15 protein-coding genes, 2 tRNA genes and 1 pseudogene are annotated in these 17,906 nt (G+C 63.0%); 8 read left to right on the forward strand and 10 right to left on the reverse strand.

Annotated features, from left to right (window positions below; translation table 11 throughout):
* Positions 1-48: 48 nt before the first annotated feature.
* Together NKH33_RS09205 and NKH33_RS09210 are read right to left on the reverse strand one after the other, a co-directional pair.
* Positions 49-479 (reverse strand): annotated as a pseudogene (locus NKH33_RS09205) (cupin domain-containing protein).
* Between the two features lie 69 nt (positions 480-548).
* Positions 549-1,379, reverse strand: a complete 831-nt coding sequence (locus tag NKH33_RS09210; RefSeq protein ID WP_352919026.1) for an AraC family transcriptional regulator — start codon at positions 1,377-1,379, stop codon at positions 549-551.
* A gap of 84 nt (positions 1,380-1,463) precedes the next feature.
* Between NKH33_RS09210 and NKH33_RS09215 the strand changes: the two genes are divergently transcribed.
* On the forward strand, positions 1,464-2,663 hold the full coding sequence (locus NKH33_RS09215; protein WP_352919027.1) for an amidohydrolase: 1,200 nt from the start codon (positions 1,464-1,466) through the stop codon (positions 2,661-2,663).
* Here NKH33_RS09215 and NKH33_RS09220 read toward each other — a convergent pair.
* The 6 genes from NKH33_RS09220 to NKH33_RS09245 form a co-directional block, all read right to left on the reverse strand.
* The gene (locus tag NKH33_RS09220; RefSeq protein WP_352919029.1) at positions 2,641-4,863 is read right to left on the reverse strand and encodes a xanthine dehydrogenase family protein molybdopterin-binding subunit; all 2,223 of its coding nucleotides are present in this window, start codon (positions 4,861-4,863) and stop codon (positions 2,641-2,643) included. The genes NKH33_RS09215 and NKH33_RS09220 overlap by 23 nt on opposite strands.
* On the reverse strand, positions 4,860-5,849 hold the full coding sequence (locus NKH33_RS09225) for an FAD binding domain-containing protein (RefSeq protein ID WP_352919031.1): 990 nt from the start codon (positions 5,847-5,849) through the stop codon (positions 4,860-4,862). Before NKH33_RS09225 ends, NKH33_RS09220 begins: the two co-directional genes overlap by 4 nt.
* Positions 5,846-6,331 carry a (2Fe-2S)-binding protein gene (locus NKH33_RS09230; RefSeq protein WP_352919033.1) on the reverse strand — a complete coding sequence of 162 codons (486 nt, stop codon included), beginning with the start codon at positions 6,329-6,331 and terminating at the stop codon, positions 5,846-5,848. The genes NKH33_RS09225 and NKH33_RS09230 overlap by 4 nt, the downstream gene beginning before the upstream one ends.
* An 880-nt stretch (positions 6,332-7,211) precedes the next feature.
* Complete coding sequence (locus NKH33_RS09235; protein ID WP_352919035.1) at positions 7,212-7,415, reverse strand: cyclophilin-like fold protein; 204 nt, start codon at positions 7,413-7,415, stop codon at positions 7,212-7,214.
* Between the two features lie 66 nt (positions 7,416-7,481).
* Complete coding sequence (locus NKH33_RS09240; protein ID WP_352816860.1) at positions 7,482-8,528, reverse strand: alpha/beta hydrolase; 1,047 nt, start codon at positions 8,526-8,528, stop codon at positions 7,482-7,484.
* 50 nt (positions 8,529-8,578) lie between these two features.
* Entirely contained in the window at positions 8,579-8,806 is a 228-nt protein-coding gene (locus NKH33_RS09245) for a hypothetical protein (RefSeq protein WP_352470377.1), read from the reverse strand.
* A gap of 186 nt (positions 8,807-8,992) precedes the next feature.
* Between NKH33_RS09245 and NKH33_RS09250 the strand changes: the two genes are divergently transcribed.
* Positions 8,993-9,898 (forward strand): LysR family transcriptional regulator, encoded by a 906-nt coding sequence (locus NKH33_RS09250; protein WP_352919037.1) that lies wholly within the window; start codon positions 8,993-8,995, stop codon positions 9,896-9,898.
* A 255-nt stretch (positions 9,899-10,153) separates the two neighbouring features.
* Here the strand turns inward: NKH33_RS09250 and NKH33_RS09255 are convergent.
* Positions 10,154-10,228 (reverse strand) — tRNA-Asn (locus NKH33_RS09255).
* 220 nt (positions 10,229-10,448) lie between these two features.
* On the opposite strand from NKH33_RS09255, the gene NKH33_RS09260 reads away from it, so the two are divergent.
* Positions 10,449-10,709 carry a hypothetical protein gene (locus NKH33_RS09260; RefSeq protein ID WP_352919039.1) on the forward strand — a complete coding sequence of 87 codons (261 nt, stop codon included), beginning with the start codon at positions 10,449-10,451 and terminating at the stop codon, positions 10,707-10,709.
* A 64-nt stretch (positions 10,710-10,773) separates the two neighbouring features.
* On the opposite strand, the gene NKH33_RS09265 is transcribed toward NKH33_RS09260, so the two are convergent.
* The gene (locus tag NKH33_RS09265; protein ID WP_352451402.1) at positions 10,774-10,974 is read right to left on the reverse strand and encodes a hypothetical protein; all 201 of its coding nucleotides are present in this window, start codon (positions 10,972-10,974) and stop codon (positions 10,774-10,776) included.
* Positions 10,975-11,191: 217 nt separating this feature from the next.
* Here NKH33_RS09265 and NKH33_RS09270 point away from each other — a divergent pair.
* From NKH33_RS09270 to NKH33_RS09290, 5 genes are all read left to right on the forward strand, one after another.
* Positions 11,192-11,265 (forward strand) — tRNA-Cys (locus NKH33_RS09270).
* An 89-nt stretch (positions 11,266-11,354) separates the two neighbouring features.
* Complete coding sequence (locus NKH33_RS09275; RefSeq protein WP_352771452.1) at positions 11,355-12,023, forward strand: protein-L-isoaspartate O-methyltransferase family protein; 669 nt, start codon at positions 11,355-11,357, stop codon at positions 12,021-12,023.
* Positions 12,024-12,210: 187 nt separating this feature from the next.
* Positions 12,211-13,602, forward strand: coding sequence for a TolC family outer membrane protein (locus NKH33_RS09280; RefSeq protein ID WP_352470406.1), 1,392 nt, complete (start codon positions 12,211-12,213; stop codon positions 13,600-13,602).
* Positions 13,603-13,801: 199 nt separating this feature from the next.
* Entirely contained in the window at positions 13,802-14,662 is an 861-nt protein-coding gene (locus NKH33_RS09285; protein ID WP_352685024.1) for a DUF2497 domain-containing protein, read from the forward strand.
* 389 nt (positions 14,663-15,051) lie between these two features.
* A complete protein-coding gene (locus NKH33_RS09290; RefSeq protein WP_352919042.1) occupies positions 15,052-17,835 on the forward strand; it encodes a valine--tRNA ligase in 2,784 nt (927 codons plus the stop codon).
* Positions 17,836-17,906: the final 71 nt, after the last annotated feature.

Here is a 17,906-nt window from a genome sequence, read left to right on the forward strand (position 1 = left end):
TACGCGCTGTGCTGGATCCGCCCTGGACGCCGTTCTCAGACCTGGCAGCTACTGGCGCAACACCGTGTTCTTGGTGCCTTCTTCGACCTGGTCGATGACCAGCAGCTTGACCGGGTCGGCGCCGACATTGGTCGCCTGATGCCATTGCCCGATCATCTCGATGATGAATCACCTGTTTGATAGGTGTTGCTCTTGCCGGTCTCGACATTGGTGACCTGAAGCGTGCCGGCCTCGACATAGGCATAGCGCGGAAACGGATGCTTGTGGACCGGCAAGGTCGCGCCCGGCGCGATCTGATAGGCCGAGACCAGGACCTGGACGTTGTTCTGCGGCAGCGTGATCGGCTGGCCGGACGCGGTCTCGGTGCGAGAGGCAAGCGGGGTCACCACTACCGGCGTCCCGCTGGCATCCAGCGCCTGGGCAGCCGTTGCGGATAGAACTACCGCGAGCAGCAGCGTCGATACCAAGATTTTTCGCATGATCCCCCCGAGCTGCGCCAGCATTGCGCAGCGCGCATTGGCGCGCAAGCTTGTCCTGTTCAGCAGCGTTTATCCCGCTTTTCTGAACATGCCTGGCGTCATGCCGTGCATGGCCCGGAATGTACGGGACAGATGGCTCTGGTCGGCGAAACCGGCCGCGATGGCGGCGTCGGCAAGGCCAAATCCCTGTTCGATCAGCGTGCTCGCCCGGCGCAATCGCCGGTCGCGGATATAGGCCGCCGGCGTCAGGCCAATTGCCTTGTTGAAGTCGCGGATGACCTGGAACCGGGTCACGCCAGCCGCGCCGGCAAGCCGCTTGAGATCGAGCCGTGAGCCAAGCTCGTTTTCGACAAGATCGCGGTAGAGCGAAAATCTTCGCTGTGATCCGGAGCTTTCGATCTCTTCGGCCTGTCCGCTCGAATCGCCATGGCGAACGATCAGCCGTCGCAGCGCCACGAGCAGGGACGTCTCGGCCGTCATCGTGTCCGGGGATGTCGAGCCCTGGTGCGCTGCCGTCAATACTGCGGCGAGACTGCTGTCTTCGATCGTCGCGCGCGAAAACACCGGAGCGCCGTCGCGGCCGAGTTCGCGGGCAAGCGCGCTCATCAGCGGCACCGAAGGATAAAACGTCCGGTAGGCCCAGCCTTCATCCGCCCCGCGTTCGCCGTCATGCCACTCCTCGGGATTGACGACGGCAATGGTGCCTGCCGGAGCGAGAACGCTTTTGCGGCCGATGCGAATGCGCTCGCAGCCAGAGGTGATCAGGGCGATCACATAGGTCGGGTGCGTGTGCAAGTCATAGCGATGCCGGGTGAAGCGCGCCTCGAACAGGCCAAGGTCGGGGAAGCACGGATGGCGCCAGTATTTCCCGGTCTCTGCCGCTTCGTTTGTCCTTGCCATGGTCAATCCGGTTCAAGACGCCTCTCGCGGGGCCTTCTATGGCTGGCAAACCAAGCCGCCTTTTGTCGGCGGAAAGGAGGCATCATGTTGCATAATGACCCCGTCGCCGCGCTGACACCAGAGGTTATAGGCTGGCGGCACCATCTCCATGCCAATCCGGAGCTCGCATTCAATGAATACGAAACGGCGCGTTTCGTTGCAGAGAAGCTGCGCTCCTTCGGCGTCGACGAGGTGCATGAAGGGATCGGCGGCACCGGCGTCGTCGGTGTCCTGCGCAGCGGTGGCGGCGCACGCGCCATCGGCCTTCGCGCCGAGCTCGACGCGCTTCCGGTGCTGGAGAAAACCGGCTTGGCCTATGCCTCCAGGAAAGAAGCAGTAATGCACGCCTGCGGCCATGACGGCCACACCGCCATGCTGCTCGGCGCCGCCAAACTGCTCAGTCAATCGCGCGCCTTCGACGGCGCCGTCACTTTCATCTTCCAGCCGGCCGAGGAAAACGAGGGCGGCAGCATGCGCATGATCGAGGACGGCCTGTTCAAGCGCTTTCCGGTCAAGGCGGTCTATGCGGTCCACAACTGGCCGGGCGTCAGGCTGGGGACGATCGCCGCCCGCACTGGTGCGCAAATGGCGGCCGTCGATAATTTCGAACTGACCTTCCAGGGTCTTGGCGCGCATGCCGCGATGCCACAGCTCGGCGACGACCCGATCCTGGCCGCCGGCGCCTTCGTGCAAGCCGTCCAGCGCATCGTCAGCCGCTCGGTCGACCCGCAGAGCGCGCTTGTCGTCAGCATCGCGCAGATCCATGGCGGCAATGTCGGCAACATCGTGCCGGGCAAGGTCTGGCTGCAAGGCACCTGCCGCTTCTTCGAGCACGGCCTTTCCGACCATTGCGAGAGGCTGATCGGCGAGATCGCACAAGGTATTGCTGCCGCGCATTCGCTCAAGGCCAGGCTCGACTACAGGAAGGGCTATCCGCCGCTGATCAATACGGCGGATGCGACGGCCCGCGCGGTCGAGGCCGCCGCCTCCGTCGTCGGCCGGGAGAATGTCTTGACCGAGTTCAGCCCCAGTCTCGGCTGCGAGGATTTCGCTTTCATGATCCGCGCCGCCGGCGGCTGTTATGCGTGGATCGGTGCCGGCGAGGTCGGCCCGGGCGAAGGCCTGCACGGCGACCGCTACGTTTTCAACGACGAAATCGTGCCGACGGTGATGCGCTATTACGTCAACCTCGTCGAGCAGACGCTTTCGCGGGCCGGTCCTTCTACAGCAGTTTTTCCGGCGTGATCGGCAACTCCCGGATCCGCTTACCTGTGGCGTCAAAGACGGCGTTGGCAACAGCAGCGGCAACGCCGGTGGCGCCGAGTTCGCCGATGCCTTTGCCGCCGATCGGGCTGGCATGCTCGTCCACCTCATCGACGAAGTGGATTATGATGTCGCCGGGAATGTCGGCGTTGACCGGAATGGCGACCCCGGAAAGGTTCTTCGACAGGAACCGCCCTAGCACCGGTTCGTGCCTGCTCTGCTCCATTGCCGCCATGCCCCAGCCCCAGATGATGCCGCCCGTCATCTGGCTGCGTGCGGTGCGGGGATTGACGATGCGGCCGGCGCTGTAGCTGCCGACGGCGCGACGGAGCCTGAGCAGGCCGAGCCCCGGATCGACGCCGACCTCCATGAAAATCGCGCCGAAAGTGCGCATGGCGAGGCCTTTGCCATGCTGCGCCGGATCGAACGAGCCGGAGCCGGTGATCTCGCCGATGTCGGTATGGCTCATCACATCGGCGATCGTCTGACCGCCGGCAGCGCCTCTGCGGCGAATCTTGCCGTCCTGCATCTCCACCTCGTCCGGCAGCAGATTGGCAAGACGGGCAAGCTGCGAACGCGCATCTTCGGCGGCGGCAAGCACCGCCGCGCCCACCCCCATGGTCGATGACGAGCCATAGGTCGGTCCCGCCTCCGGCAGCTGCGTATCGCCCATTTCCAACTTGATCTTCTCCATCGGCAGGCCCAGCACGTCGGCTGCGATCTGCGGAAAGATGGTGAGTGTTCCGGTCCCTATGTCCTGCGTGCCGGTGCGGATGAGCACCGTGCCGTCCCTGTGCAGCCTGACCTCGGCTGCAGGCGTCGGGTGGCGGAAACAACCCATGGTACAGGTCGCCATGCCGTAGCCGATCAGCCAATCGCCGTCGCGTTGTGGCTTGCGCGGGCGCTCGCGCCAGCCGAACAGGCGGGCGCCTTCCTCATAGGCCGCGCGCAGCTTCTTCGATGACCAGGGCTGGCCCGTGGCCGGATCCGTGTCCGCATGGTTGATCAGACGCAGGTCGAGCGGATCGATGCCCAGGCGGTGGGCGAGCTCGTCCATCGCGCTTTCGAGGGCCCAGGTGCCTGGACCCTCGACCGGCGCGCGCAGCGCCGTCGGCATGGCGACGTTCGCGCGCTCGACGCGCTGGCTGAGACGCATCGCCGGCGTGGCGTAGAGACCCTTCGAGGCTTCGGTGGCGAACTCGACGAAATCGTCGCTCACGGTGGTCAGGTTGATCACGTCCTGTTGCACGGCGGTCAGCTTGCCCGAGCTGTCCGCCGCCAGCACGATCTTCTGCGCCATGCGCGGCTGATAGCCGAGACAGGAATAGGCGTTGGCGCGGCTTAGCGCCAGCCTGACCGGGCGCTGCATGATGCGCGCAGCGGCGGCGGCCAGCACCTGATGCGGCCAGATCCAACCCTTGCCGCCGAAGCCGCCGCCGGTATGGCGGGAAATCACGCGGACCTTCTCGGCCGGGACATTCATGCGGGCGGCAAGCACCTGGCGGACACCGTAGACGTGCTGCGTGGCATCGTGCAGCGTCAGCTCTCCGTCATTCCACTCAGCGAGCGTCGCCGAGGGCTCCATCGCGTTGTGATGGCGCGACGGCTGCAGGTAGACGGCTTCGACCATGGCGGCTGCGTCGCTAAGCCCGCGGTCGACCTCGCCCTTGGTAAACGTCGGCTCCAGGAACAGGAAGCCGCTCTCCCTCGGCACGACCGCAGCCTTGTCGATGGCGGTCCACTCCGCCGGTGCCGGCAATTCCGGCTCGGCGAACTCGTAGCGTAATGCGACGCGGCGAGCGCCGGCCTCCGCCGCCTCCAGCGTCTCGCCCAGCACAATGGCAAGCGGCTGACCCTCGTGACGTATCTCGTCGCCCTGCATGGGCATGAAGCTCTGCGCTGCCGGCGGGCCTTCGGCCTGCTGCATCTGCGTATCGGGCTCGGCTCTCGGCGATGCGAACCGGCCGAATTTGGGCATGTCCTCATGCGTGAGCACACGCACGACGCCCTCCTCGGCGAGCGCGTCGTCGACCATGATCGACGTCACGCGGCCGGCCGGAACGGGCGCGGTCACGAGTACCGCATAGAGCAGGTCGGGGGTGAAATAGTCGGCCGCATAGCGGGCGCGGCCGGTGACCTTGACGCCGCCGTCAGGGCGGGCAACAGGCTGGCTGATCATCATGACGGCATCCTCGCTGCTCTTTCGATCGCCCGCAAAGCGGCGGTCTTGGCCAGTTCGATCTTGTAGGCGTTCTGCGACAAGGGACGCGCTTCGGCGAAGGATTGCTCGATAGCGGTGCTCAACGCCTCGCGATCGCCGATTTCGGCACCGGCGAGCTGCTCCTCGGCGGTGCTCAGCCGCCACGGCCGCAGCGCGACGGACCCCAGCGCCAGGGCAGCCCGACGGATGGTTTGGCCGTCCATCTCCAGCACAGCGGCGGCGGAGACGATGGCGTATTCGTAGGATTCGCGCTCGCGCACCTTGAGGTAAGCCGATCGCGGCGCCGGCGCCGGCAGCTCGATTGCCGTGATCAGTTCGCCTTGCTGCAACACATTGTCCGCCTCGGGCCGCGTATCGGGAAGCAGGTGGAATTCGGCTGCCGGAATGCGCCGGCCGCCGCTGCGGTGCGCGGTGACGATGACCGCATCAAGTGCTGCCAGCGCCACGGCCGGGTCGGATGGCTGGGTGGCGACGCAATCCTCGGTCCAGCCGAATATCGCGTGATTGTCGTTGATGCCATGCAATGCGGAGCAGCCGGAGCCGAGCTGACGCTTGTTGCATGGCAGCTGCTCTTCGGCACGGAAATAGGCGCAGCGCGTCTTCTGCAGCAGATTGCCGCCTATCGTTGCGAGGTTTCTCAGCTGCGGCGACGCTGCGTTGAGGATCGCCTGGCTCAACACCGGATAATCGCGCATCACCAGCGCATGCTGCGCGACATCGTTGAGATGCATCAGCGCGCCGATCGTCAAGCCGCCGCCTGGCAGTGCCTCGATCTGATCCAGCCCATCGAGGCGGGAGATATCGATGATCCGCGCCGGCCCGGCAATTCCAAGGCGCAGCCAATTGAGCAATTCGGTGCCGCCGGCGAGAAAGGCGCTGTCCGGCGCGGCACCGGCCGCGATCGTGTCGCCCAGGCTATCGGCGCGCGCGTAGACGAATGGGGTCATTGGCTCACCCTCCCGGCCGCCGCGCGCACCGCCTCGGCGATTTGCGGATAGGCGGAGCAGCGGCACAGATTGCCGCTCATCCATTCGCGGATCTCGGCATCGGAGCCGGTATGTCCCTCCTCGATCAGCGCCGCCGCCGACATCACCTGGCCGGGCGTGCAGAATCCGCACTGGAAACCATCATGATCGATGAACGCCTGCTGCACGGGATGAAGCGCGTCGCCGTCTGCCAGCCCTTCGATCGTCGTGACCTCGCGTCCCTCGCAGGACACGGCAAGTATCATGCAGGCATTCACACGCCGTCCGTCGAGGTGCACGGTGCAGGCGCCGCACTCGCCGAAATTGCATCCCTTTTTCGTTCCGGTCAGATGAAGCCGCTCGCGCAGCAGGTCGAGCAGCGTGACGCGGGGATCGAGATCGGAAAGGCTGTGGTCCTCTCCGTTCACCCGCAACCGCAATAGGTGCCGATCGTGGAAGTCCATTGGGGGTTACCTGGAAGCACATGCCGTACTCGCCGCAAGGGACTCGTCCAGCAAGCAGCCACCCACCTGTCGAGGCGAAATAGGGCGGTCAATTCCGGTGAAAAGGCGCTGCCGGTCAGGGAAGGCTAAAAAACGCGCATTTGAGATTTGCGGCGGAAACGCCCTGAATGCCGCCGCAAAAAGTGTCACCGTAATTCCGTAATTCCCGTCATTCAGGTTGGCTTGGGCGGCCTGCATTGGGAACATTGCCGCGCCGCTGTCCAATCTAGGGCAGGCGGCTTTCCAGGGCAGGGCGGCCTTGCGACTGGCAATGTCGTCCGGCAAATGAAAGATGAAGCTGAGAACTACGAGTTCGCGATCGGACGACGCCAGGATTCGCCGCAAGCGCACAGGAAACGAAACGTGACGGTGATCGCACTGAGGCGCTACTCGTTGCCGGCGGGCCGAGGAGGATTGCTCGTGAAGGTCGGCTAGGGACGGTATCGCGCGGCAGTGTTGAACGCGGCCTGGGGATCAGTACGATCACGAGGGAAATCAGGGAGCGGGTCGCCGCGGTGGCAAGGAGGTGCTCCATGCCGGTCGTGGCGTCTGTGACCGCAGGGGCAGGCGCTGTCGAAATCCGCACCCGGCTCGTGCCGCTGTTTCCCGTGATGCCACCGCGCTGCACACGCCTCAGCCAGCACGTTCAATTCTCACCGTGACGGAACCGGGACGATCAAAGGTCGAAACATCGCCGGCGACCTTCCCGAGCACACGATGCCGGGCGACGGGATGCGACCATTCCGATAGCAGATTACGAAATGATCGGAACTCCACAGCCCGAGCGTGCCGACCGAGAAGTCGCGCTGCCGTGTCTGTTCCGGAAATGGAGCCGGTAGATTTACCGGTCTTCTTCCTGGCGAAGGTGGTCGCTCATCTCAATGGTAAGCGGCAACATCTGAGCAAGAGATTTTGCGGCTTCGTTATCGGCAAGATCGGCCGTGACCTCGCCCCAGTCTGATAAAATGCGAATACGTTCTTGAGCCATCCTGGGTCCAACCATTCCAAATGCGATAACGCCAGCGCTCAGCAGTGATTTCAGCACGGGTCATTCCTCCGTTTTCTAGGCAGATGGAGCCCGCCCCAGCAAACACAGGCTCCATCTCGTCAGTCACGCGGAGAGGTGCTGATTGAAGAAGCTGGTAAGCCTGTCGAACGGAATCAGGTCCACACGGTCGTAGAGATCGACGTGACCGGCGCCCTGGACCCAAACCAGTTCCTTGGGCTCGGCTGCCAGTCTGTAGGCTTCCTCGCTGAATTCCCTCGAATGCGCCTGATCGCCGCTGATGAACAGCATTGGGCGCGGCGAGATCGTCTCGATGTCATTGAACGGGTAGAAGTTCATGAATTTGACGTTGCTGGTCAGCGTCGGCTTAGTCGTTATCTGGTCGGAGACACCCGCCGGGGTAAACTCTCCGCGGGGTGTCCGATAGAAATCGTAGAACTCGCGCTGGATGGGATGCGTCGACGCGGTCAGTTCGAGATCAGTGCCGGCCGTATACTGGACTTGGCCGCCTTCGAATTCGGAGTAGCGCTGTTCGGCGGCCGCTGCGATGATCTGCTTCCGTTGCTCGACGCTTAGCGAGTGATTGAGTGCGTTTCGGTTCGCCGCGCCCATGTCATACATGCTGACCGTGGCGATGGCGCGCATGCGCGGGTCGATCTTGGCGGCGCTGATGACGAAGCTGCCGCTGCCGCAGACACCAATCGCGCCAATGCGGTTGCGGTCCACGAACGCGTGTGTCCCGAGGAAGTCCACCGCCGCGCTGAACGCCTCGGCGTAGACATCCGGCGAAACGATCTGTCGGGCTTCGCCCTCGCTCTCGCCCCAGGATGGCAGGTCGATCGCCATGGCGATGAAGCCCTGCTCGGCCATCTTGGTGGCATAGAGGGTCGCGCTTTGCTCTTTCACCGCGCCCATTGGATGGCCGACGACGATGGCCGGATGACGTGCATTGCGGTCGAGGTTCTTGGGAACGAGCAGATTTCCCGCAATATTCATCTGGTATTGGCTTTTGAAGGTCACTTTCTCCAGCGTCACCTGACCGCTTGTATAGAAATTGTTTGCACCGTTTGACATGTCTTGAGCCTTTGCGAAGGGAAAGTTGAAGAGTGACGCCCCACTGAAGGCGGCGATGCCGGAGCCGGTCAGCTTCAAAAGCTCCCGCCGGTGGATTTCACGCGCTGGTATTTTCGTATCAGGGGTATTCAAAGGCATTTCCGATCTCCTGTAAGTTTGGGTTGGAATTGAACCACTCGCCACTTTGGCCAGTCCTCTTCGAGTTTGAGCAGACGCCGACCGTTGCCGATCAGCGCGATTGCGAAGCCGGCCAGAACCAAGCTGCCGATGAAGATCGCGGAGATCGTCAGACCATACAGCAGCACCCCTCCGACTACCGCGCCCAGAAGGATCGAAGCCTGGATCGCCGCGACCATCAGGCTTGCCGGCGGCCTCGGCCGCATTTTGCGACATCCATGTCATCCAAATCACCGACATCGCGGTAATGCATTGTTGCAGTGCAAACCTAATGGTTTTGCCATAAAGCGATTACCCATATAAATCGGCATGAACCTATCGACTATATCGAATAATCCGCTGCAAGCGACGGAGAGAGAAACTTCATGGCCAGAACCGATCTCAACCAGTTGACGTGGTTTCAGGCTGTCGCAGAAGAGCGCAGCTTCACCAAGGCGGCGGCAAAGCTCGGCGTCGCGCAATCGACGCTCAGTCACACGATCAAGCAGCTCGAAACACGCATGGGCATACGCCTTCTGACCCGCACGACGCGTAATGTCGCGACGACCGTTGCGGGCGAAAGGCTGCTACAGACGATCACCCCGCGCATTGGTGAAATCGAAGACGAGATCACAGCGCTGATGGCGCTCCGCGAAAAGCCGTCAGGCTCGATCAGGTTGACCCTGTCGGACCACGCGCTCGAAAGCGTGGTCTGGCCGAAGCTTAAGCCGGTCCTCAGCGGCTATCCCGACATTGGCGTCGAACTGATCCTGGACAGCACCTTCCGCAACATTGTCGAGGAAGGCTTTGATGCCGGTGTCCGGCTTGGAGAGAGCGTCGAGAAAGACATGATCGCGGTCCGCATCGGCCCGGACTGGCGCTTAGTCGCCGTGGCTTCGCCGCGATACTTCGCGGCGCACGGCGTGCCTGTGCATCCGCAGGATCTGGTCCGGCACGTCTGCATCAACATGCGTCACGAAACCGCCGGTGGTCTGTACGCATGGGAGTTCGAGCAGGATGGACAGGCGCTGCGTGTCCGTGTGGACGGTCAACTTACCTTCAACAACTCCTACGCCATGATCGACGCGGCAGCGAGTGGCTATGGCATCGCCTATGTTCCCGAGAACATCGTGGAGCGGCACGTCGTCTCAGGATTGCTGGTGAAGGTCCTCGACGACTGGTCACCCTTCTTCGATGGCTATTTCCTCTATTATCCGAGCCGCCGCCAAAACCTTCCTGCGTACAAGATCATTGTCGACGCGTTGCGGCATAGGGATCCGTCGGGATCGTGATGTCCCTTCGTCATATTGCACTCAGGGGCGTGGTCGATAGCGGCTCATTCCTGAATCTCGATAGGCGCAGCAGGAAAGGCTTAGGTCGAGGTCCGGTATCCAACTTGAAGCGTTCGTTATAACCAGAACATCGCGTCGATGCTTGCGCGGGCGTTGGCCACAACTTTCTTCCCCATCGCGCCGGCTGGAGCGAAGCGCATGATCCTACAGGGAAATTGAATAGGTCGCAGCCGCATCGCACCGCAGCATGCATGTTGGCTCCCCGGGCCGGATTCGAACCAGCGACCAACCGGTTAACAGCCGGTTGCTCTACCACTGAGCTACCGGGGAACAGAGGCTCTTGCGTGAGTGGGGCAGCCTATAGCAAACCCGTTTCGGCTTTGCAAAGAAGCATTTCGCATTTTTTCGATGCTTTTTGGCGCAGGGCTTGCTGGCAATGGCCGGCGAGCGCCCTCATATGAGCTATCTCTCGCATGTCACGGAACAGAAAAGGCCGTTGCGGCTTTCTCCGGCTGACGGTGCTACTGATGCAAACGGATCGACATTTCACATGACGGCAACGAGCGACGAACAGCCACCGGCCCGGAAAATCTCGGTCTTCGGCCGCCAGTTCACCATGCCGCGCTCGCGCGGCCTCAGGATTGCGATCGGCGTCGTGCTGATCATCGGCGGCATTCTCGGCTTCCTGCCGATCCTGGGTTTCTGGATGGTACCGATCGGACTGCTGGTGCTCTCCTACGAATTTGCCCTGGTGCGTCGTCATCGGCGCCGCTTCGTCGTCTGGTGGGAGCGACGGCGCCGGCCTGACTGAGATTGCCCCGCTGACGGCCGCCAGCCTGCCATATGTCGGCGAGCGGCGTCGTCCGCCCATACGTTTACCGAGGTTGGTCGAAGCAGCTCTCCAGACGTTCGCAAAGCTCCTTGAGAACGGCGGTAGCCGATGCCAGCCGCGCCCGGTCGCGCGGCGGCAGGGTGTTTGCGCCTTCTATGCTGAGGCGGTCGATGGCATAGCGCACAAGCTCTGCAGACTGCGACAATCCGCGCGACGTGCCGTCCTTCGTAGCTGCTCGACGCATGGCGGAGCCTCCTCTTTGCCCAACGTGGCCGCCGGTTTCGGGTTCCCGTCGCCCAGAATCATGCTTAACGATAAGCTAATATGTTATTGCTAAGATGGGCATTGCGTTGATAAGGCAGGGCATGGAAGGTCGAGGAACCGTTGGGAATGCATGGTGGCCGCTTGACGGCATTTTCGCCGCAACCTATTGGAGCCGGGTGGAACGCTGGGAGCAATGAGGCCTCGTGGCGGAGTGGTTACGCAGAGGACTGCAAATCCTTGCACCCCGGTTCGATTCCGGGCGAGGCCTCCAATGCCCGAGCTCCCGCGCGTCAGCGCCAGGGGGCTTCAGTTCCGGTCGAAACAGCCGCGGCCTTTGCGCGGCAAGCGGATGGTTGGAACATGAGCGCTGATTTTGCCGAACGCCGGGTGAAGATGGTCGACGGCCAGATCCGCACCACCGACGTGACCAGCGCGCCGTTGCTCGAGGCGATGCTTGTGGTGCCGCGCGAGGCCTTTGTTGCCCCCGGCCAGCGCGATCTTGCCTATATCGACGAGGACATCCGCATTGCCGATACGGCCGATGGCCCGCGCTATCTGATGGAACCGTCGCCATTGGCCAAGCTGATGCAGCTGGCCGATATCGGCCCAAGCGATTCGGCACTCGATGTCGGCTGCGGCACCGGCTATGCGGCGGCGATCCTGTCGCGGCTGGCAAGGTCCGTGGTGGCGCTGGAAAGCGATCCGGCGCTGGCCGAGACCGCCACTTCGACGCTTGCGGCGCTGGGTTGCGGCAATGTCACGGTGGTCCACGGGCCGCTGCCGCAAGGCCACGCAGAGAAGTCGCCTTACGACGTCATCCTGATCGGCGGCAGCGTCGGCGAGGTGCCGGCGGCGCTGTTCGACCAGCTTGCCGAAGGCGGCCGACTCGTCGCCGTTGAAGGGCAGGGCAATTCGGGCGTAGCCCGGCTTTTTTTTAAGACTGGAGGGGTTGTAACGGGAAGACGCGCATTTAATGCGGCAATTAAGCCACTACCGGGATTCGAACGCATTCCCGCCTTCGAATTCTGAGTGATTTTGCCTTGCAGCGAAGGCGCTGTCATGATCGCTTGCGTTTGAACAATCGTTGCTGATCTGCATAACCGGGTGTTTCTTGGGGGCTTTCAGCGGGGGAACGATAAAAAACGCGGCGCCGGCTGATCAGAAGGAGAAGCCAGCGTGGCGCAGTTCCCGTGCAAAACGAATGAGGGAATATAACGTGCCGTCTGTACGCAAGTTGCTTTTTACCGCTGTCCTCGTTTCGGCGACCGCGCTTTCTCCAATGGCCGCCTCGGCCGAAACCATTCTCGGGGCACTTTCAAAGGCCTATCAGAACAATTCCTCTCTCAATTCTTCACGCGCCGGCGTTCGCGTCACCGACGAGGGCGTTGCCATCGCCAAGTCCGGCTGGCGCCCGACCATCACCGGTTCCGGAAGTATTGATTATACCGCCAGCCACAGCAACCTGTTGCACCGAAACATCTCGTTGACCACCGGCAACTTTGGCGTCGAGATCGACCAGACGCTGTTTGACGGTTTTCAGACCAGGAACAATGTGGCGGCCGCCGAATCGCGGGTCCGCGCTTCGTTCGAAAGCCTGCGCAACGCCGAAGAAAACACTCTTTTCAACGCGGCAAGCGCCTATATGGACGTCATCCGCGACCGTCAGGTCGCCGTGCTGACCGAACAGAACCTGCAATTCCTGACCGAGCAGGCGCGTGCGGCGCGTTCGCGCTTCGAGGTCGGCGAAGGTACGCGCACCGACGTCGCGCAAGCCGACGCCCAGCGTGCCTCCGCGGTGGCGCAGTTGAGCGCCGCCCGCGCCACGGCGCTGGCAAGCGCCGCGACCTATCGCCAGATCGTCGGCGACGAGCCGGGCAGGCTCAGGCCGGCTTCGCCGGTGTCGAAGCTGTTGCCGTCGAGCCTCGATGCAGCGATCGCGATCGCATCGGCCGAGCATCCGGCCATCCTCGCCACCGCGCATCTGGTCGACGCGGCGGCGTTTTCGGTGAAGTCTGCCGAAGGCGCGCTGCTGCCGCAACTCTCGGCGTCGGCGGGTGTTTCGAGCGCCTATCGCGGCACCGCGCCCGGCTCGCTCTCCTCGACACAGGATGGCGTAACCAATTCGGCGAACATCGGTGCGACATTGACGATACCGATCTATTCCGGCGGCCGGACCTCGGCATTGGTTCGCCAATCAAAGGAATCACTTAGCCAGGCCCGTATCGAGGTCGATGTCAGCCGCGACACCGTGCGCCAGGCGGTGACCTCGGCATGGTCGCAATACACCGCCGCGCAGCAAAGCGTCACGGCCAACCGGCAGGTGGTCGCCGCCGCGCAGCTTGCCCTGAACGGCGTCATCGAAGAGCGCAATGTCGGCCAGCGCACCACGCTCGACGTGCTCAACGCGCAGGCGACCCTCATCACCGCCAAGATCAATCTTGTCAGCGCCGAACGCGACGTGGTGGTGGCGAGCTATGCCATCCTCTCGGCGGTTGGCCATTTGTCGGCAGACCGCCTTGCGCTCAACGTGACGAAGTACAGGCCCGAAGAGCATTACAACGCCGTCAAGGACAAGTGGATCGGTCTGCGCACGCCGGACGGCCGCTGATCGCCAGGCCGTGTTTTCAGTCCGCGCTCGAACGACGCGCGGGCTTTCAACTCCCGACCCTAATCTGTTGAAATCCGAGATGTCGCCAGATTGGGGATTCTCGCAAGCCGTTCCGTCGGTTACGCTGTTGCCATGATTCGAATCCGGCATTGCCGGACAGGAAATCTGGGAACGAGTCACAAGGGCGGCGGATGTGACGATGGCGACGGCAAGCAGCGTACAGCGCGAACCTTCCATGGAAGAAATACTAGCTTCCATCAGAAGGATCATCGAGGACAGCGATACCGGCCGCAAGCAGCCGGGCGACGCCGACGAGCTGCGCCAGGATCTGCAACCGGCGCCGGCAGCCGGACGGGCAGCGGAGGGGGATGCGTTCCGCTCCGAACTGCGCGGCGGGCTGGAGATCGCCAAGCCGGCCACGCGCGCCGAGGTGCAGCCAACGGCCGCGCCGGTCATTGAGCCCCTGGAAACGCCGCTGCGCGCCGGCCCGGAAAAGGCAGCGGTGACGCTGGCTGAGGTGAACACCGCTCCCGCAAAGCCGGATCGGCCTGCGACAGCCAAGGCTGCCGAGACGACCGACACCATCATCGCCGATTGGCGGCGCGAGATCGCGGCGGTCGGCGACGCGATGGCCAAGCCGGAGCGCGCCGAGCCACGCCGGACGCCGGACGCCGAGCCGAAAGCCGAGGTTTTCGAGAACGAGGCGACTGCTGAACCTGTGCCGGAGCCTTCGGAAATTGGGCCGGAGCCTTCGGAAAGCGGCCCGGAACGTTCTAAAATCGGCCCGGAATCTTCTAGAATCGGATTGGCGCGTCCGGCGGCCAGCGAGGCGCCGTCCCTTCGGCCGGCGATCCTTTCGGAGCATACGGGCCGGCAGGTTGCCGCCGCCTTCGGTGAGCTTTCAGACGCGTTTGCCAGCCGCAGCAAGAAGACCTTCGACGAGATGGCCGAGGAGATGCTGCGGCCGATGCTGCAGGACTGGCTGGACAACAACCTGCCGACGCTGGTCGAGCGGCTGGTGCGCGAGGAAATCGAGCGCGTCGCGCGCGGCGCGCAGTAGCAATTCGGAGAGCCGCCAATGGGCGGCGCTCGACCGGCGAATTGTCGAAGTCGGCGCTGCCCCTCATCCGCCTGCCGGCACCTTCTCCCCGTATAGTGACGGGGAGAAGGGGTTGACCGCAATTTAGGCGCCTTTTCCGCAACGTTCGTGACTGGCGAAAGCTTCAGTGCAGGCGTTTTTCTCCCCGTCACTATACGGGGAGAAATGCCCGGCAGGGCAATGAGGGGCAGCGCAAACCTGAAGCGATTGCCTTGCAACATTCAGTCCCGCGAGTTGCACCGAACCATCCCGGCGCTATCTATTGGCCATGCCGCCCTTGCGGTTGACTTGGCAACAACCTTCCGATTTACACCGGACCACAAATTCCGGACAGCGCGGACCGTTTTCCCATGCTCGAAAAGACCTACGACGCGAAAGCCGTCGAGCCGAAGATTGCCAGGATCTGGGAAGAGGCCGACGCGTTTCGGGCCGGTGCCGGGGCCGAGGAGGGGGCTGAAGCCTTCACCATCGTCATCCCGCCGCCGAATGTCACCGGCTCGCTGCATATGGGCCACGCGCTCAATAACACGCTGCAGGACATTCTGGTGCGCTTCGAGCGCATGCGCGGCAAGAACGTCTTGTGGCAGCCGGGAATGGACCATGCCGGCATCGCCACGCAGATGGTGGTCGAGCGCCAGCTGATGGAGAAGCAGATCCACCGCCGCGACCTGACCCGAGATGAGTTCATCGACAAGGTGTGGGAATGGAAGGCCGAATCCGGCGGCGCCATCCTCAACCAGCTGAAGCGGCTCGGGGCCTCGGCCGACTGGAGCCGGGAGCGCTTCACCATGGACGAGGGCCTGTCCAAGGCCGTGCTCGAAGTGTTCGTGACGCTCTACAAGGAAGGGCTGATCTACAAGGACAAGCGCCTTGTGAACTGGGACCCGAAGCTGTTGACCGCCATCTCGGATCTCGAGGTCGAGCAGCAGGAAGTCAACGGCAACCTCTGGCACTTCCGCTATCCGGTCGAAGGCATGACCTTCGATCCGGAAAATCCGAAGACCTTCATTACCGTTGCGACGACCCGCCCGGAGACGATGCTGGGTGATACGGCTGTCGCCGTCCACCCCGACGACGAGCGTTTCCGGCATCTTGTCGGCAAGAACCTCATCCTGCCGATCGTCGGCCGCAGGATCCCGGTGGTGGCGGACGAGTATTCCGATCCCGAAAAAGGCAGTGGTGCGGTCAAGATCACGCCGGCGCATGACTTCAATGATTTCGAGGTCGGCAAGGGCCACCGGCTGCCGGCGGTCAACATCCTCACCGTCAATGCGGCGGTGAGCCTCAAGGACAATGAGGACTTTCTCGCCGGACTGGATGTGACGCCGGAGCGCCAGGCCGTCTGGGACAGCCTCGACGGCCTCGACCGTTTCGATGCGCGCAGGAAGATCGTCGAGCTGATGCAGGCGGGCGGCTTTCTCGAGAAGGTCGAGCCGCATCGCCACACGGTGCCGCACGGCGACCGCGGCGGCGTGCCGATCGAGCCGTTTCTGACCGACCAGTGGTATGTCAATGCGGCGGAACTGGCCAAGCCGGCGATCGCCTCGGTGCGCGAGGGCCGTACCAATTTCGTGCCCAAAAACTGGGAAAAGACCTATTTCGACTGGATGGAAAACATCCAGCCCTGGTGCATTTCGCGCCAGCTCTGGTGGGGCCACCAGATCCCGGCCTGGTACGGGCCGGACGGGCATGTCTTTGTCGAAAAGACCGAGGAAGAGGCGCTCGGTGCCGCCGTCGAATACTATCTGGCGCTGGAAGGGCCGTGGAAGGCCTGGGTCGAGGACAAGCTTGAGAATTTCCAGCCTGGCGAGATCCTGACCCGCGACGAGGACGTGCTCGATACATGGTTCTCGTCGGCGCTGTGGCCGTTCTCGACGCTTGGCTGGCCGGACCAGACGCCGGAGCTGAAGACCTATTACCCGACCGACGTGCTGGTGACCGGTTTCGACATCATCTTCTTCTGGGTCGCCCGCATGATGATGATGGGCCTGCATTTTATGGACCAGGAGCCGTTCCATACGGTCTATGTCCACGCGCTGGTTCGTGACAAGAACGGGCAGAAGATGTCGAAGTCGAAAGGCAACGTCATCGATCCGCTCGAGCTCATCGACGAATACGGCGCCGATGCGCTGCGCTTCACCTTGACGGTGATGGCAGCGCAAGGGCGCGACGTTAAGCTCGATCCGGCCCGCATTGCCGGTTATCGCAATTTCGGCACCAAGCTGTGGAACGCGACGCGCTTCGCCGAGATGAACGACGTGGCGCGCGACGACGATTTCTGGCTGCGGGACGCCAAGCTGGCGGTCAACCGCTGGATCCTGACGGAGCTGACGCGAGCCGCGCGCGACATAACGGACGGTATCACCTCATACCGCTTCAACGAGGCGGCGGGTGCCGCCTACCGGTTCGTCTGGAACCAGTTCTGCGACTGGTACCTGGAACTGCTGAAGCCGGTGTTCATGGGCACCGACGAGGCGGCCAAGGCCGAGAGCAGGGCATGCGTCGCCTTCGTGCTCGACGAGATCTACAAGCTGCTGCATCCGATGATGCCGTTCATGACCGAGGAACTGTGGGCCGAAACCGCCGGCGAGGGCAGGCAACGGCAATCGCTGCTTTGTCATGCGGCATGGCCGTCGCCCGACTTCGAGGACGAGGCGGCCGCCGCCGATATCAACTGGCTGATCGACCTTGTCTCCGGCATCCGCTCGGTGCGTTCGGAGATGAACGTGCCGCCGGCGGCTATCGCACCGCTCGTGGTGATCGGCGCCAACGACGCGACACACGAAAGGCTCGAGCGTCAGGGCTCGGCTATCAAGCGTCTGGCGCGGGTCGGCGACATCTCGCTCGCCGAGGCGCCACCCAGGGGATCCGCCCAGATCGTCGTCAACGAGGCGACGATCTGCCTGCCGCTCGGCAGCCTGATCGACCTTGCCGCCGAGGCAGCGCGCCTGCACAAGGAGCTTGCGAAGGTGACCGAGGAAATAGCGCGGCTCTACAAGAAGCTGTCCAACGAGAAATTCGTCGCCAACGCGCCGGAAGAGGTGGTGGAGGCCGAGCGTGAAAAACTCGCCGAATATCGCGAGGCGCAAGAGAAGCTTTCGGTGGCATTGGCGCGGGTGCGCGATGCCGGTTGATCGAATAGATTGGGCCGGTTGATCGAACAGATTGGGCCGGCTGATCAAACAAGTTGATCGAACAGATTGGG

It is taken from the genome of Mesorhizobium sp. M1182, assembly GCF_040318335.1.
In the GTDB taxonomy this organism is placed as follows: domain Bacteria; phylum Pseudomonadota; class Alphaproteobacteria; order Rhizobiales; family Rhizobiaceae; genus Mesorhizobium.

Bases quoted from the DNA above. Each gene is read 5' to 3' on its own strand.
- NKH33_RS09210 (WP_352919026.1), bottom strand. From the start codon at position 1,379: ATGGCAAGGACAAACGAAGCGGCAGAGACCGGGAAATACTGGCGCCAT.
- NKH33_RS09215 (WP_352919027.1), top strand. From the start codon at position 1,464: ATGTTGCATAATGACCCCGTCGCCGCGCTGACACCAGAGGTTATAGGC.
- NKH33_RS09220 (WP_352919029.1), bottom strand. From the start codon at position 4,863: ATGATGATCAGCCAGCCTGTTGCCCGCCCTGACGGCGGCGTCAAGGTC.
- NKH33_RS09225 (WP_352919031.1), bottom strand. From the start codon at position 5,849: ATGACCCCATTCGTCTACGCGCGCGCCGATAGCCTGGGCGACACGATC.
- NKH33_RS09230 (WP_352919033.1), bottom strand. From the start codon at position 6,331: ATGGACTTCCACGATCGGCACCTATTGCGGTTGCGGGTGAACGGAGAG.
- NKH33_RS09245 (WP_352470377.1), bottom strand. From the start codon at position 8,806: ATGGTCGCGGCGATCCAGGCTTCGATCCTTCTGGGCGCGGTAGTCGGA.
- NKH33_RS09250 (WP_352919037.1), top strand. From the start codon at position 8,993: ATGGCCAGAACCGATCTCAACCAGTTGACGTGGTTTCAGGCTGTCGCA.
- NKH33_RS09260 (WP_352919039.1), top strand. From the start codon at position 10,449: ATGACGGCAACGAGCGACGAACAGCCACCGGCCCGGAAAATCTCGGTC.
- NKH33_RS09265 (WP_352451402.1), bottom strand. From the start codon at position 10,974: ATGCGTCGAGCAGCTACGAAGGACGGCACGTCGCGCGGATTGTCGCAG.
- NKH33_RS09275 (WP_352771452.1), top strand. From the start codon at position 11,355: ATGAGCGCTGATTTTGCCGAACGCCGGGTGAAGATGGTCGACGGCCAG.
- NKH33_RS09285 (WP_352685024.1), top strand. From the start codon at position 13,802: ATGGCGACGGCAAGCAGCGTACAGCGCGAACCTTCCATGGAAGAAATA.
- NKH33_RS09290 (WP_352919042.1), top strand. From the start codon at position 15,052: ATGCTCGAAAAGACCTACGACGCGAAAGCCGTCGAGCCGAAGATTGCC.